Raw genomic sequence first — 16,400 nt, 5'->3', positions numbered from 1 at the left:
ATGACTACCTTTTTATAGTTTTTTATTTTGCCAAATAAAAATCGTAAATAACCTTTTCTGCAGGCTTACCGAACACGGCATAGTCATCATTCGCAAATGCTTCATTTTCATCATGAAGAAGGGCTTTCCAATCCCAAAGACCAAAACCCTTTACCCATTCTTTTTGACCCGCTTTTTCAAACATCACTTGATAATAATCCGCTTGCGCTTTCATATCTGTTTTACCTTCAAGCCCCCAATCATTTGGAATATACGGGGAATTTGAACGGCTAGGACAACCTGCTTCAGCAAAGAAAAATGGTTTATTGAAAGGTTTTAAGATGCTTTCAATTCGAGCCAATTGCTGATCCCAATCATCAATCGGATAATAGCCGCTTGATGAAATGACATCAACAGCATCCCACCATCTCACATTTCCTTCTTGGTATTTATCGGTATTATAAGTAATGGGCCCTTTATATATCGCGCGGACCTCTTTTATTAAGTTGCGCCATTCCTGTTCTCTACGCTCTGTTTGTACCATTTCACAGCCGACAATGAACATATCACAATTTGTCCTTTGTGCAATTTCAGCGTAGTGCATTTGGTACTTCGTATAGCTTTTAAACCAATCTTTCCATTTCGGCTCACACGGAACATCAAGATCAAAAAAGTTAATATGCGCCCGCCATGTGCCATCCTTACAGTTGACAGTCGGCTTTAACATCACCTTCAAGTCCATGGATTGAGCATATTCAACCATCTCGATCAATTCTTCATCAGCCACCATGTGGTCGCCAGTATAATCAACGACCGTTGAATGTGGTCCATCCTGGAGTGCGGCAAGAGATATAATGACACAATTTGTATTTGTTCTTTCTTTTAAGAGTCTCATCGATTCTTTAGCCTCTGGCTTCGTAAAGTCTCCTCTTCGGCTCATCCACCCATACGTAAACCCTTTAATGAATTCCAAAGCTTCTCCTCCTTTTTAAACGAAGTTGTAATAAAAAACAGCAGCACTCCCCAAACACGTACATGTTCTTTTTCAAGTAATGACAATCTATGAGAACGATTCCCTACTGTTCCTTACAATCCCCTGCCCATTTTCATTCCATTACTTAACTGAACCAGCCATTCCATTGTAAATATGCTTCTGCAAAGTGATAAACGCAATAAGCGTCGGAATGATGGCGATCATGATACCAGCACATATAACTTCCCACTGTGATCCGTACGGCCCTTTAAACTTAAATAATGCTGTCGATATAACATGAAGCTCCGACTTAGGCATATAGAGAAACGCTGTATAAAAGTCATTGTATACGTTAACACCTTTTACAATAATTACCGTTACAATTGCAGGCTTGAGCAGCGGTAAAATAATCTTACGGAAAATGGTAATATAGGATGCACCATCCAACATGGCCGACTCATCTAAAGAAACAGATATGGAATCCATGAATTGCAAAAAGATATAGACCGCGATAATATCTGTACTCATATATAAAATGATGGCCGCCCATCTCGTATTAAAAAGACCTAGTTCATTTATAATTTGGAAAGTAGCAACTTGCGTAGTTACAGCAGGAATTAATGTCGCAAGCAGGAAAGCACCCATTAAAAGCTTGCTTCCTTTAAATTTGAAGCGGTGCAGCACAAACGCTATCATCGAACCTGTCAATGTCGCGCCAATAATTGAAATCACTAATATAATAGCTGTATTTATAAATCCCATCAGCATATTTCCTTCAGTGAAGGCGCGTGTATAATTCTCAAAATTCAACCAGTTTTCCGGCGGTGTAAGCGGACCTGTGCTCGTATATTCGTCACCCGTTTTAAAAGAAGCAAAGAATACGACAACAATCGGAATCAACGCAACAAATGCCCCAAGTAAAAGGGATGCGTATTTACATACATTTGCTAGTGCATATTTAAGTTGATACATTTTAGTCACGCTCCTTAAATAGCTTTTTCTGGATGACACTCACCAACACAACAATCATTAATAACACGACAGCCATAGCCGATCCTAGTCCAATCTTGCCGAACTTAAAGGCAATATCAACCGTTTGAATAACAAATGTTTCACTTCCATTTGAACCACCTGTCATGATATATGGGATCTCAAATGTTGAAAGCGCTCCGCTAATCGCTAAAATCAAATTGAGTTCAATAATTCTCCGAATACTCGGTAAAATAATGTACCTAAACTGATGCCATTTATTCGCACCATCTATTTCTGCAGCTTCATAAACCTCTTTAGGAATTGAAGATATCGCTCCTAAGAAAATAATAAAGTTAAAGCCCATGTACCTCCATACAGATGTACCAGCTAGAGATATATTTATCACATCCGGGTTTCCTAACCACTGTGTAATCAACTCCCCTAAGCCAATTGCTTGCAAAACGGTATCTAATGTCCCTTCAGGTCTAAAGAAAAACAAAAACATAAACCCGATCGCAACACCATTTAATAAGTAAGGAAAAAATAAAACACCTTTGAAAAAATTCTTAAATCTCACGTTAAAGCTTAAAATAGTTGCAAAATATAAAGCTAGTCCCATCTGAACAAATGTCGCAGCAAAATAATACAAACTTACTTTAAAAACCACAAAATACTCTGGTTCTGTAAAAATCGTGACATAGTTTTCAAATCCTACAAATTCCTTGTCACTAAACCCATTCCATTCTGTAAAGCTGTAATAAAACATATTCGCTACCGGTACATAAGCAAACGTGATAAGCAATGCTACCGGTACAAGCGAAAACAGAAGAATAATAATACGCCGTTGCGCACTATATGATAAGTTTGAAAATTTAAACAAGAACTACACCTCCCGGTAGTATTGAAAGCGAAACCTTGATTTTACCTAATGTATAAGTCACTCATGAAATGAAGAATTGTAATCCTCTACAGTCGATGTTGAGACTTTATTTTCTCAAGATTCGTCTTGTGTTTAATAACAAGGGAATATCTTAAGAGGCTACTCCCTTAAGATATCTCCTTGGAATTTCTGTTAATCCCTTATTCAGCTAGAACTTCTTCCCGCGCTTCATTCCACTTAGTATTAAGTTCTTTCATAATGTCTTCGAACGATTCATCACGATTGCCAATCGCAGCTTCTATAATTCGTTTAGGAGTATCTTCTAACCACAGGCCAATTTCCGCTTCTTTATCAATCTTATCAAGCAATCCTTCTTGACCTTCTATCGCTGGTTCAAGCAATTCAAATGTTACATCTTGTTCTTCATATTTCTTTAATTCTTCAGGAAGCGGGACACTCTTAGAAGCACTGATTCCACCAGCCTGTTCTACAGCATAGCCTGATTCATGAATAAACCAATCTACCCATGCCAATGCTGCTTCTTTATTTTCACTATGCTTATTAACAGCGATTTGTAAATCAGCGCCTAATGGTAAAATAACGTTTTCTGCATTTGTCGGAAATGGCATATATCCAATATCATCCGGATTCTCTGCCACTGCTTTAATTTGTTCAACAGCCCATGAACCCAGTACCATTGTTCCAACTTCACCTTTCCCCATCATTGCTTTTGATGTTTCCCAATCAGTTGTTAACGGATCTTCTTCAATTAATCCTTTGTTCGCAACATCATACATTAGATTCCACATTTCATATTGGGGTTTACCAGCAGTAAATTGATCTTTTTCATTAACCATTGTTTGATTATAGTAAGCCGGGTCTCCAGCAACAGTTGTGAAGGCACCTTCCCATTGTGTTAACGGCCATCCAGCAGCGTAGTTGGTATATAAAGGAACCGCTTCTGTATTGTCTTTGATCTTTTGTAATGCAGCGAGAAATTCATCCATTGTTCTTGGGATATCTGTTACACCTGCTTCTTCGAATACTTTCTTGTTATAAACAACGCCAGTATAAGTAATTGCAATCGGTATACCATAAACTGTGCCATCGACCGCTTTTTCTTCAACACCCATATACTCTTTTTCCATCTCTTCAAGTTTTCCCAGCGGCTCATAGAAATTTGGAATATCTTTAATTGGAACTTGAGTCGGAATTAACAAAACGTCACCATAATCTTGAGTATTCATACGCGGTGTGATTTGACCGCCGTAATCTGTTAATGCCTCAAATTTCACTTCTACGTTCGGATATTTCTTTTGGAATTCTTTCTCATATTCAGGGAATACAGTATCAACAATATCTGTTCTTTGAGAAATAAACGTAATTTCCCCTTCGATTTCTTTTGGATCTTTCTCTTTCCAACTTAGATCCGGCTCAGTTGAATTTCCTCCACCTTCTGAACTACCATTGGATGAGCAACCAGTAAGAGCTGCAAGCAAAACTAGAATTAAAACTACGTATAAGTTTAGCAATCTACTTTTCTTCATTTTTTCGACCCTCTCTTTAAAGATTTTATTAAGTTATCGTATACCTAATAAATTAATTATATTGTGGTAACGCTTACCCGTCAATAACTTTTCTTTTGATTATTAAGAAATAACTTTAAATTTTAGGTTACCGTTAAAGTTAATGGATTGCATCACAAATAAAACAGCGCTGTAAGAAAAAATAGAATTAGTCTATTTTCTCTTACAGCGCCTAGATTATTTCTATTTCCCTCCATGAATTTTCACTAAGGAAAACAAGACTCCCAAACCATATAAAAACGGTCCGAATATAACAAAGAATGCGAGGTTATAACCTGCCGATACATAAAGAAAAATCAAAACAAAAAGAATCGCAATACTATTAACTGGGTTTTTAATAATGGCTACAAATGAATAAGCATTCGCATCCTTTGCATTCATTTTTTTAAATGCCATTAAAGTTGTACTATAGCTTAGCATCAATAACGTCAATGCTAACAGATAGAAGATGATAATTGAAAAAAGCAACGAATACTGACTTGTTTGTTTATTTACAAAGAATTGACAGGTGTATAAAATCACCAAAATAATCGTATAAAAGAAAGATAGCAACTTGTATTCTTTATATTGGTCAAAATACCGATGATATCTTTTTTTCACAGATATGTGTTCTTCTTCATCTTCACTATTATTAATGTCCTTTAAAACTAAAAAAAGAGCACAAAAAGTTGGAATGATACTATATATAAAAAACCCTTTTATGAAAGACAACCAAAAAAACATACTTGTTTGAAAGTACTTATATAGATAATTAAAAAATACGATTACCTTACTATTCATCTTATCACTTCCTATAAAGCGAGTCTTAAACGAAAAGTCACTTAACAAACATAACTGCAATTAAGAAAAGCGCAAGACGCTTAGCATTCGGCGTCAAGCATAAGGCCAATAGGAATAGAAGGTGTTCTTTACCTTCAATTCCTATTTGACTAGACCCTAGAGCCGATGGCGCCTGGAGCTAGACACTAAAACTAAGTTCATTTTATACTTTCTTTCCTTTTAAATGAAACTAAAAAACAAGGCCCATCAGGTTACCTTGTTTTTTAGTTTCTTCACTGAATTTCGATATACAATTTTACCTTTTACTAATACTCTTCCAAAAGATTTAGTAGGGTTCTTTATTTTCTCAAGAACAAAATTTACCGCATTATTGGCCATTTCTTTAATATCTACTTCGACAGTTGTCAAGCCAGGTTCAGTAATTGTGGCATATACATCATTATCAAAGCCTACAACCGAACAGTCCTCAGGTACCTTATAGCCTAACTTTGTCAACTTATGGACCAAATTATGTGCTACTTGGTCACAATTACAAACAAATGCCGTTGGCAGTTGATCAGGGATTTGAATATCAATGTAAGCACCTTGCTCATCACGATCATTTAATATATAGTCTTGCTTCAGTTCTAAGTTATGCTCAAGCAATGACTTATAGAATCCTAAGAAGCGATCTTGAATACTGCTGGTAGAATACAAATTTCCAACATAGGCTAGTTCACGATGACCATTATGAATCAGATAGTTAGTAAGCTCATAGGCTCCATAAAAGTTGTCAGTAATAACTGAATCAATATCTGCATGTTCATCATAAAAATCAAGAAAAACCTTAGGCAGCTCAATTGTTTGAATCTTTTCAATATACTGTTTGCTAATTTGGCCAAGAATAATAAAGCCATCAACCTTTTTTTCCGTGTAAATCCTCGGAAGATTTAATTGTTTTTCATCTTCATTACTCAGGATATACAGAATCCCATAGTAACCGCGATTCTCCAATACTCTTGTAATCGTTTGGTAGACATTTAAATAAAAGGATGATTGCTCAGAACCAGCAAATCGCTCAGGAACAATGACCCCTATATTATAAGACAATCCCTCTTTCATCGATTTAGCCAGCGTGTTGTAGCGATACCCCATTTCTTCGGCGAGGTTTTTGATTTTTATTTTAAGCTCCTCACTGACACCCTCTTTATCGTTAAGGGCTTTTGAAACGGTTACACTACTGATTCCTAACCGATCCGCAATATCTCTCATCGTTACATTGTTTTTCATTTTTCTTTTCCTCCGAGGAAACATTTATCGACTTAAAATGATCTATTCATAAATAGCATCTTACTATTATTTAATTTTACTTTCATTATAATAATAAAATTATACCATAACAATAAGACCAATTAGGTTACTTTTCAACCTTTTTAAGTAATTCTAGATTCCTCGTAATTAATTTTTTTCTTTGCTCAGCACAATCCAATGAACGAAATGGATCTTCAGGCGTATTGAATGTGTAATCAACAAGCTTTTCTATTGTTGTTGTAGCAACGTGAATACGTGTATCACTTGATGCATAATAGATAAATACTTCATTGTTTTCATTCACGACTGCTCCGTTGCAGAATATAACATTCGAGACATCTCCTATACGCTCAGCATCATATGGAGCGATGAAATGCCCGCCAGGAGTCGCAATGACTTTTGAAGGATCATCTAAACTAGTTGCAATTGTGTACAATACATAACGTAACCCAGCAGCTGTATTCCTTACCCCATGAGCAAGATGGACCCACCCCTTCTCTGTTTTGATTGGAGCTGGTCCTTGGCCATTTTTCACTTCATAAATAGTGTGATAACGCTTTTCATGCATCACTTTTTCTTCATGGATCACCGGATTTAAGATATCTTCGCATAATGCAAATGCTATACCGCCACCTGTTCCTGTTGAAATAAATCCATCCTGTGGACGAGTGTAAAACGCATATTTGCCATCCACAAATTCCGGATGTAAAACGACATTTCGTTGCTGCGGGGATGATGTTTGGATATTCGGAAGGCGCTCCCACTTTTTCAAATCCTTTGTACGTACCAAACCTGCTTGCGCTACAGCACTAGACGTATCAAATGCTGGTGCTTCAGGGTCCTTGCTTTCCGAACAATAGATTCCATAAATCCAGCCATCTTCATGCTGAACTAATCGCATGTCGTAAATATTCGTTTCATTTCGATCAATATCTTCCCATGTTAAAGGTGTATCAATAAATCGGAAGTTATCAATTCCATTTTCGCTCTCCGCAATTGCAAAGAAAGATTTACGATCTAACCCCTCTGTACGAACGACAAGGTAGTATTTCTTATTTATATAAATAGCACCTGGATTAAAAGCTGCATTGACTCCCAATCTTTCCATGAAATGCGGGTTTGTTTCTTTATTTAAATCAAAACGCCAGTGCAGTGGAACATGGTGACGTGTGATAACAGGATTTTCGTAACGGTCATAGATCCCATTGTAAAATTCTTCTTTTTTCTTGTTTTTCTTACTTAATAATTCATACTGTTTATTTAATAGTTCAAAGTATTTTTCATGGATCATTTTTCCCCAACCCTTTCCATCATTTCTAAACAAAATCTCGAATTATGATAAGGTGTTTTCCAAGGCTCCCCAACTGCTCTTTCCGTAGGCTTGCCATCCGGTTCAACTGACCAATACCATTCCCCTCCTGGACGTTGATCGACAATATGATTTTTTGTGTATTCCCATAATCGATTTACTATCTTTAAGAATCTTTCATCTTTCGTTCTTTCATAAGCGTTTTGAAATCCGACTATCGCTTCTGCCTGAACCCACCAAATACGAGTTAAATCAACATGTTCATTTTCCTGTTCGTTTGCGAGTGAACCATCTTCAAGAATAGCTGCATCTGCAATATTGTAAGCAATATCGGTCACCATTCTTACATAACGCTCATCTTCAAGATTCAAGGCTTTAAGCGCATCATCAATTAACCAGCTAGCTTCAATGTCATGTCCAAAGGATTTCAATTGAAGCAGCGTGTTCCACTGTTTATCAAAAAACACATGTAAAAATTTCGTTTCTTTGTCATAGATTTTTTCATAGAATGTCCCAACTAAGCTTGTTAACCGTTCTTTTACAAGAGAGTCATTCGTAGCCTTGTAAAGCGTCGTATAGGCTTCTAATACATGGAGATGAGTATTTGTTGTAATATCAGCGATTACGCCATTTTCACTTAACTTCTCATTAGGCAGCTGGTTCCACTCACGATCAAATTCCTCTAAATAAGCATTGTTCTCCTTATTAAATCCTTGAGTTTCCATAAGATTAAAAATAAGCTTTGCAAAATGTAATGCTTCTTTATTTTGTGTTGCACGGAAATACTCACTCAATGCATAAACTCCGAATGATTGCGTATAGATATGTTTTTGACTTTCAACAGGATTGCCTTTGTAATCGACAAGCCAAAATAAACCTTGGTGTTCATGATCATAAACCTTATCAACTAGAAATTTATAGGCGTGATGAGCGCATGCTAAATATTCGGGCTTTTTTGTTATACGATATGCTGCAGAAAATGACCATAAAAACCGAGAAGCCGCAATCCCTCCTTTATCCGCTTCCTTATCTACACTTAGATCATAATGAACTCTCCCATAAAAACCACCATGCTCTTCATCCTTTAGCTTCATCCAAAAAGGTAAGATATGTTCAAATAAATGTTGTTCAATTTCTTTTTTAAGCATTTTGATCCTCCAACTTTTAGTTTATCGGTAACTTTATATTTCATGTTAATTTGCAAACCTTATTATGTCAATGAATTTTTTAAACGGTTTCAGCAGCAAAATTTATTCGTATTATATGCTATCTTTTCACCTTAGATATTTTAAGATTTACTATCTTTTTCAGAAAAAGATGATATAATCATTTTAAACAAAATAATAACTTTACGTTAACTTTACTATATAAACATCATTGATTTACTTTCTAAGTTTCGTAAGGATATTTGAAAAGGATTACACTCTATTAATCCAAAGTAAACAAATAATCATTTTTATTAGGAAGGTGATTCTAGTGCCTATTAAAGTAAATGAAAACACGAAAGAATTTCACTTATTCAATGAAAATATAAGTTATATTTTCAGAGTGTTGGAAAAAAGTAATCAATTAGAACACTTATATTACGGAAAAAAGATAAAACATCGCGAGTCTTTTCATCATCTTCTAGAACGTGAAATTAGGCCGTCATGCAATATGTTTGAAGGCGACCATACCTCTTCTTTAGAACATATTAAACAAGAATATCCGAGTTATGGAACAACAGATTTCCGTTTTCCCGCACACATGATGACAAATCGCATTGGAAGTCATATAACAGACTTTCAATATGAAAGCTATCAAATCACCAATGGGAAACCGGCTCTTGAAGCTCTTCCTGCAACATATGTGGATGAAGCACACGAAGCTGAAACATTAGAAATTACGCTTGTTGATCCTGTCTTACAAGCAAGATTAATTCTAAGCTATACGATTTATACTGATCGGAATGTATTAACTAGAAATTCGCGTTTCATTAATGAAAGTGAAGAAGCATTTTATCTTAATCATGCCATGAGCACTAGTGTTGATTTACCAGATGATCAATTTGAAATGGTTTCCTTGTATGGAGCTTGGGCTAGAGAAGCACATGTTGAGACTAAAAAATTATCCAAGGGCATTCAATCTATTTCAAGTACTCGAGGAGCAAGCAGTCATGTTCACAATCCATTTTTGGCGCTAAAAAGATTCGACACCACTGAGCATGCCGGAGAAGTATATGGCTTTAGCTTAGTTTATAGCGGAAATTTCCTTGGTCAGGTTGAAGTTGATACGTATAACGTTACGAGAGTTTTAATGGGAATTAATCCATTTTTATTTAATTGGAAGCTAAAACCTGGAGAGTCGTTTCAAACGCCTGAATGTGTTATGGTCTATTCTGATGAAGGGTTAAACGGTATGAGTCAAACATATCATGAGCTGTATCGTGATCGATTGGCACGTGGATATTGGCGCGATAAAGTACGTCCGATTTTAATTAACAACTGGGAAGCAACATATTTTAATTTTGATGAGGCAAAAATTTTAACCATTGCCGAAGCAGCAAAGGATTTAGGTATTGAATTATTTGTTCTTGATGATGGTTGGTTTGGGGTGCGCAATGATGATTCTAGTTCATTGGGTGATTGGTTTGAAAATACAGATAAGCTGCCAAACGGTATGAAAGGTCTCTCAGAGAAAGTTGAAGCTTTAGGATTGAAATTCGGATTATGGTTTGAGCCTGAGATGATTTCTAAAGGGACAAAGTTATATGATGAACATCCAGATTGGATAATTTCCTCTCCAAACCGCAAGGCATCACATGGCAGAAATCAATTTGTTTTAGATTTTTCAAGAAAAGAAGTTGTTGATCATATCTTTATGCTGATGGATGACATTATAAGCCAATCAAGGATTTCTTATATAAAATGGGATATGAACCGTTATATCACGGAGGCATATTCTTTTGCCTTAGAAGCTGATCAGCAGGGCGAATTTTTCCATCGTTATATTCTGGGTGTTTATCACTTATATGAGCAACTACTTGAAAAATATCCGGAAATCCTATTTGAATCTTGCGCAGGAGGCGGAGCACGTTTTGATCCAGGCATGTTATTTTATGCACCACAAACATGGGCAAGCGATAACACAGATGCAGTGGAACGATTAAAAATTCAGTATGGTACCTCTATGGTTTATCCGTTAAGTTCAATTGGCAGCCATGTTTCCGCTATTCCAAATCACCAAGTTGGCCGTATGACACCAATTGATACTCGTGCAAATGTTGCTTACTTCGGCACGTTTGGTTATGAATTAGATGTGACAAAACTAACCGCCGAAGAACAGGCAAAGGTAAAAGAACAGGTAGCATTTTTTAAGGAAAACCGTGAATTAATCCGCAGCGGCAAATTTTATCGTTTGTTAAATCCATTCCACTCAAATGAAACGTCATGGATGGTTGTATCACAGGATAAAAAGGAAGCGATTGTCGGTTATTACCAGGTGTTGGCAAAGCCAAACCCAAGCTATAGCAGAATCAAATTAAAAGGACTTGATCCAAACAAGCTCTACACCATAAATGGAAGCTCCGCCACCCATTATGGCGACGAATTAATGAATATTGGAATGATTCTTGCTGATGATTATACTGACAGAGCGTCAGATTATTGGTCACGTGAACACCCACATGACTATTCCTCTTTGTTGTTTGTCATAAAAGAATTTAGTAAGTAATCATTCATTTTCTACAAATGAATCCCCCTGATCTCATTCGATCAGGGGGATTCAAGGTTTGTTCTTCCCGTCTATAAACACGCTAATACTCATTCTTTATTTATAAAATCAATTGCTGATTGAATAATACTAATATCATTCGTTATTAACAAAACTGGAAGGAATAAAAAAATTAGCAAGAGCAATACATTAGCTCCAACAGTCATTCGAAATACTTTATTCAGACTCATATTCATTTTAGATTCCTCCTTTGTAATATATAAATATTATCTATTATAATACTACAAAAAGCAACATAAAATTCAGAAAATTAAAAATATTTTTCACCTGATGCTATTATATTTGTTCTTCAATTAACTTAAAACCAATTCTATTCGGTGGCTCTTTTTCATTCTGTTTCGGTAAAGCCATTAACAAGAAACTTATTTGATTTACATGTTGAATTAATTTCACTTTTGATCCATTATTTAATCTACCATGAAACGAAATTAAACTAGGATTATAATAACCTAAATCTTCAATATGGAATTGAATTGTTTGGCCAAAGGATACGAGTCGAACCCCTATTTCCTCTTGATCATTTAAATCTAATTCAAATTCATTAATCATTTCAATTAGCCTGTTATAAAACTCACTTGCTAAATTTTGGTTAGTGACTTTCAATGGCGGATGTTCAATGTTTGGCACATTAAATTTTGTTACGTCAAAATTCATTTATTCCATCCTCCCTTCTTACCTACTAAAATTCGACAAGAAAAGAGAATATTCCTGTTTTTCAATAAATAAATTCACCTATAAACAAATAGGCCCTAAAATGTGTAATTTTGATCTAGAATTGTGGGAGTATATTCGTTCGATTAAGGAAGATATTGAAAATGAGGAGAATAATTATAAGATATTATGAAAAGAAGATGAAAACTACATTTTGTAGAAATTCATCTTCTTTTTTGTTTGAAGGAGGTTTTCAACAGCCTCTAACTAAGAACTTTATAGCGCTCGATACTTTGCTCGTTTTTTCTTTTCGATATAAAGAATAGCTCCGCCAAAACCTAGGATCATGAATCCCAGCAGCAAAAGATTATGCACCGATGTTGCAGTTGCTGGAAGCTCATTTTTTTCCATGACTTTTACTGGCTGGTGGGTATATTTATCCGAATCAACCTGTTTATTCACATCAGATGAATTAGGATCATTTTCCGTCTTTTCACTCTCAATTTCTGATTCCTTATCTGTTCCTGATCCCTTGTTATCTGAATCCTTATCCTGGTCATCATCTTCATCAGGCGTTGTGACAGAAGCTGTTTTGTCCATGTTAACTTCAAAACTTTTATATGCTTCAACATTACCTGCGTTATCAATACTTCTATAATCCACACGGTTCTTACCTTCAGCAAAGGAGTTAATAGGTTCAGTATATTCCATCCATTCACCGTCATTCATTCTGTATTCTGTTTTTGCTGCTCCAGAATGTTTATCAGAAGCTGATAATGTTATGGAAACATCTTTATTTGTTTTATTTGTTGGAACATCGCTTGCTGCTGAAACTGGTGCTGTCTTATCTATTTTAACTGCTTTACTTTTCACTTCTTCTTCATTAACGGCTTTGTCAATACTCTTATATTCAATCGTATGAATACCTTCGTTTTGTAATTTAAATGCATTCGTATACTTGTTCCAATCACCATTATTTAGTTTATATAATGTTTTAGCAACTCCCGATTGATCATCAGTCGCATGTAATGAAACATTGACATCACTAGAGTACCATTCATTACCCTTTGGTGAAGAAGATTGCAGTTCTATTTTTGTTACAGGCGGTGAGCCTATAGTAATACGGTAATTGCTTTTGCTTACTTCCCGGTAATCGTAATTACCTTTTTTATCATATAAATAAATGCGATCTATTTTCCATTCACCTTCACCCTTATCCTTCTCAACGCTATAGGTACCCTCATATTTTCTGGTTTTAGAATTATAGTTGAGGGGAATCCCTATACCATAAGTGTTTGGATTACCTTTTGGATTTGTATAAAGAACATATACACTACTAACCCCTGATTCATGATCTGTTACATCTGCAGATATCTTAACTTTATCACCAACCGTAGCCTCTTTAGGCGATACTGTAAAACTATTTAATGTCGGTGGTGTATCGTCAAAACCGGTTCCGTATACTTTGATACTATAGTTGCTTAAATCTCGGTATTCATTAGTATCGCTTTCATCATATTTATAATTTGGATCGCCCTGAAAAGAATACTCATTACCTTGATTATCATATACATAAATGGAAGTTAAGCGCCATTCATTATCAATATCATCCTTTTCAACGTTGAAGATACCCTCAAACTTTCCGGTTGTAGAGTTATAGTTGAGGTTAATACTTTTACCATGACTAAATTCGTATAGAGTTGAATAATGAACTCTTACATTTTTAACCCCTGTTACATCATTTGTTACATCTGCCGAGATCTTAACTTTATCACCAACCGTAGCCTCTTTAGCCGATACTGTCAAACTATTTAATGTCGGTGGTGTAATGTCTGGAATCCCGTATAGGTTGATATCATAGTTGTTTAAATCTCGGAGGAATTCGCTTTCCGTATATGAATTATATCCGTTAGGAAAACTATCACCAGTAGAATTAGTATAAATTACACTAATATCGTATACTCTCCATTTACCATCACGATCATCCTTCTCAACGTTGAAGGTACCCTCATATTTTCTAGTTGTAGAGTTATAGTAGAGGGAAATTCCTTTAGTACCAGAATCGTTTAGATTTTTATAATAAACACTTACATATCTAATCTCTTTTACATCATTTGTCACATCTGCCGAAATCTTTACTTTATCACCAACTGTAGCCTCTTTAGCCGATACTGTAAAACTATGCAATGTCGGTAGTGTATCCTCAAAACTGGTTCCGTATACGTTGATATTATAGTTTAAATCTTTGAATTCGTCGTTATAATAATAATAATTACCTTGGTTATCAATCACACGAAGGGAATATATTCTCCATCTCCCTTCAACATCATACTTTTCAACGTTGAAGGTACCCTCATATTTTCTGGTTTTAGAGTTATATTTGATAGGAATTTCTTTACCATTAGATCCGCTTGGTTTTGTAAAATGAACAGTTACATATTTAATCCCGTTAAAATCACTTGTCAAATCTGCCGAAATTTTTACTTTATCACCAACTGTAGCCTCTTTAGCAGATACTGTAAAACTATGTAATGTCGGTCGTGCAATATCACCTTGTGCAAAGCTTGTTGTTGCTGGAGATAATAAGGATAAAATCAACAATAAAACCGTTATTTGTGCAAGAAAACGTTTCTTCCAAACTATCATCAAACCTATCTCTCCTCTGCTTATCATTTAAACCCTATTAAATATAATAGTTTTTATTTTTTTCCAAAAGGTTCAAAATACATATGTTTATCATGACTTTATTACCAATTAATACCACGAAATGGTTGTTAACTATGGTTTAGTAGACTTAAAGTGTTTGTAATATATCAGTAAGATGAACTGTATCTATACTTGGTTGAAATTATTATGTATTTAACATTTCAATTATATATCCATTTGCTTTTCCAAAAATTATCTGTTATTCTGTATAAGAATTATTTTTGTTCGGTCTGTAAGGAAAGATAAGTATTTAAACTTTTCGCCTTTGATATCTAATTGAGCAAGGATAGTATTAAACAGTGGATTTATTCCACACAGGAGGCACCAAATATGCAACAAGGTACAGTAAAATGGTTTAACGCAGAAAAAGGTTTCGGGTTTATCGAAGTTGAAGGCGGCAGCGATGTATTCGTTCATTTCTCAGCTATCCAAGGCGATGGGTTTAAATCTTTAGATGAAGGTCAAAAAGTGACTTTTGATGTTGAGCAAGGTCAACGTGGACCACAAGCAACGAACGTAAACAAAGCATAATGAACAAAAGGACTCTAATTCATTTTAGAGTCCTTTTTATTTTTTGATAATAAAAATCCCCACTCAATAATGAATGGGGGAGGTAAACATGAAACAGGTATTAAAATGGTTAGGTAAAGCATAACACACTATTTGTAGAATACCTAATTAAATTAAAATTACTTTCTTAACTAATTAACCTTCTTAATTTAATCTTATTCATCTTCAATCAACTCATTTTGGTGACATTCCCCAATTTCTCAAAATAAATTGGACTTTTTTCATTTTCTATATAACCTAACGTCAGCAATCAGTATATGACTTAATTCAATTTAAGGATTTAAATCATATATTCGACCCTTTATTAGATAAGCTGCACTTTCTGCAATATTGGTAATATGATCTGCTGTACGTTCAAGATAACGATTGACGAATAAGTATTGCACCAACTGATCTGTTTCATCTGGATGTTCTTTCAGATGGTTAGTGATCATTTTAAATGTCTCACCATTATATTGATCAACTTTGTCATCCAAATCGCCTACTTCTTTAGCAAGAACGATATTTTCTTCAAAGAATGATTGTAAGGCCTTTTGGAGCATATTGATCGATATTTCTTTCATTTGCTCAAGATTTGTTATTTTCACCACTGTTGTTGCATTTCCAATGATGATGGTTGATTTTGCAATATTTACAGCAAAATCAGCAATACGCTCAATCTCTGAGGAAATTTTTAAAGAACCAATCACTTTGCGCAAATCCCTTGCAACAGGTTGCTCTTTTGCCATTAGCCATACTGCAAATTGATTAATATCAATTTCAAGCTGATCTATAACTGTATCTTCCTCAATGACTTTTAACGCTAATTCGATATCTTGTGTTTTAAAAGCGCTAAAAGCTTTTTCTAGAGATGTAACAGCAAGTTCACCCATTTCAGCCATTTTAGCTTGCAATTCTAGCAATTTATTTTCAAAATTTTCACGAACGACCATT

The 16,400-nt window shown here is 35.2% G+C and carries 13 protein-coding genes; 2 read left to right on the top strand and 11 right to left on the bottom strand.

The window, feature by feature from the left end; translation table 11 throughout:
• Positions 1 to 22: 22 nt before the first annotated feature.
• From ACSVDH_RS06625 to ACSVDH_RS06590, 8 genes are all read right to left on the bottom strand, one after another.
• Entirely contained in the window at positions 23 to 952 is a 930-nt protein-coding gene (locus tag ACSVDH_RS06625) for a glycoside hydrolase family 113 (protein WP_439248947.1), read from the bottom strand.
• A 141-nt stretch (positions 953 to 1,093) separates the two neighbouring features.
• Positions 1,094 to 1,924 carry a carbohydrate ABC transporter permease gene (locus ACSVDH_RS06620; protein WP_439248946.1) on the bottom strand — a complete coding sequence of 277 codons (831 nt, stop codon included), beginning with the start codon at positions 1,922 to 1,924 and terminating at the stop codon, positions 1,094 to 1,096.
• A gap of 1 nt (position 1,925) precedes the next feature.
• Positions 1,926 to 2,804 (bottom strand): carbohydrate ABC transporter permease, encoded by an 879-nt coding sequence (locus tag ACSVDH_RS06615; protein ID WP_439248945.1) that lies wholly within the window; start codon positions 2,802 to 2,804, stop codon positions 1,926 to 1,928.
• Between the two features lie 200 nt (positions 2,805 to 3,004).
• Positions 3,005 to 4,351: an ABC transporter substrate-binding protein gene (locus tag ACSVDH_RS06610; RefSeq protein WP_439248944.1), complete on the bottom strand. Its 1,347-nt coding sequence runs from the start codon at positions 4,349 to 4,351 to the stop codon at positions 3,005 to 3,007.
• A 222-nt stretch (positions 4,352 to 4,573) separates the two neighbouring features.
• Positions 4,574 to 5,170, bottom strand: coding sequence for a YesL family protein (locus tag ACSVDH_RS06605; RefSeq protein ID WP_518617665.1), 597 nt, complete (start codon positions 5,168 to 5,170; stop codon positions 4,574 to 4,576).
• A 246-nt stretch (positions 5,171 to 5,416) separates the two neighbouring features.
• Positions 5,417 to 6,439, bottom strand: a complete 1,023-nt coding sequence (locus tag ACSVDH_RS06600; protein ID WP_439248942.1) for a substrate-binding domain-containing protein — start codon at positions 6,437 to 6,439, stop codon at positions 5,417 to 5,419.
• A gap of 127 nt (positions 6,440 to 6,566) precedes the next feature.
• The gene (locus ACSVDH_RS06595; RefSeq protein WP_439248941.1) at positions 6,567 to 7,751 is read right to left on the bottom strand and encodes a glycoside hydrolase family 130 protein; all 1,185 of its coding nucleotides are present in this window, start codon (positions 7,749 to 7,751) and stop codon (positions 6,567 to 6,569) included.
• Positions 7,748 to 8,917 carry an AGE family epimerase/isomerase gene (locus ACSVDH_RS06590; protein ID WP_439248940.1) on the bottom strand — a complete coding sequence of 390 codons (1,170 nt, stop codon included), beginning with the start codon at positions 8,915 to 8,917 and terminating at the stop codon, positions 7,748 to 7,750. The genes ACSVDH_RS06595 and ACSVDH_RS06590 overlap by 4 nt, the downstream gene beginning before the upstream one ends.
• Before the next feature lie 328 nt (positions 8,918 to 9,245).
• On the opposite strand from ACSVDH_RS06590, the gene ACSVDH_RS06585 reads away from it, so the two are divergent.
• Positions 9,246 to 11,480: an alpha-galactosidase gene (locus tag ACSVDH_RS06585; protein WP_439248939.1), complete on the top strand. Its 2,235-nt coding sequence runs from the start codon at positions 9,246 to 9,248 to the stop codon at positions 11,478 to 11,480.
• Positions 11,481 to 11,816: 336 nt separating this feature from the next.
• Here ACSVDH_RS06585 and ACSVDH_RS06580 read toward each other — a convergent pair whose 3' ends face one another.
• The gene (locus ACSVDH_RS06580) at positions 11,817 to 12,194 is read right to left on the bottom strand and encodes a DUF6173 family protein (RefSeq protein ID WP_439248937.1); all 378 of its coding nucleotides are present in this window, start codon (positions 12,192 to 12,194) and stop codon (positions 11,817 to 11,819) included.
• A gap of 273 nt (positions 12,195 to 12,467) precedes the next feature.
• The gene (locus ACSVDH_RS06575) at positions 12,468 to 14,837 is read right to left on the bottom strand and encodes an OmpL47-type beta-barrel domain-containing protein (RefSeq protein ID WP_439249153.1); all 2,370 of its coding nucleotides are present in this window, start codon (positions 14,835 to 14,837) and stop codon (positions 12,468 to 12,470) included.
• Positions 14,838 to 15,227: 390 nt separating this feature from the next.
• Between ACSVDH_RS06575 and ACSVDH_RS06570 the strand changes: the two genes are divergently transcribed.
• Positions 15,228 to 15,428 (top strand): cold-shock protein, encoded by a 201-nt coding sequence (locus tag ACSVDH_RS06570; RefSeq protein WP_299094006.1) that lies wholly within the window; start codon positions 15,228 to 15,230, stop codon positions 15,426 to 15,428.
• A 311-nt stretch (positions 15,429 to 15,739) separates the two neighbouring features.
• Here the strand turns inward: ACSVDH_RS06570 and phoU are convergent, their stop codons facing one another.
• On the bottom strand, positions 15,740 to 16,399 hold the full coding sequence (phoU, locus tag ACSVDH_RS06565) for a phosphate signaling complex protein PhoU (RefSeq protein WP_299094007.1): 660 nt from the start codon (positions 16,397 to 16,399) through the stop codon (positions 15,740 to 15,742).
• Between the last annotated feature and the right edge of the window lies 1 nt (position 16,400).

Source organism: Metabacillus sp. Hm71 (genome assembly GCF_051842955.2).
In the GTDB taxonomy this organism is placed as follows: domain Bacteria; phylum Bacillota; class Bacilli; order Bacillales; family Bacillaceae; genus Metabacillus.
This window is presented reverse-complemented; position numbering and strand designations above follow the sequence as displayed.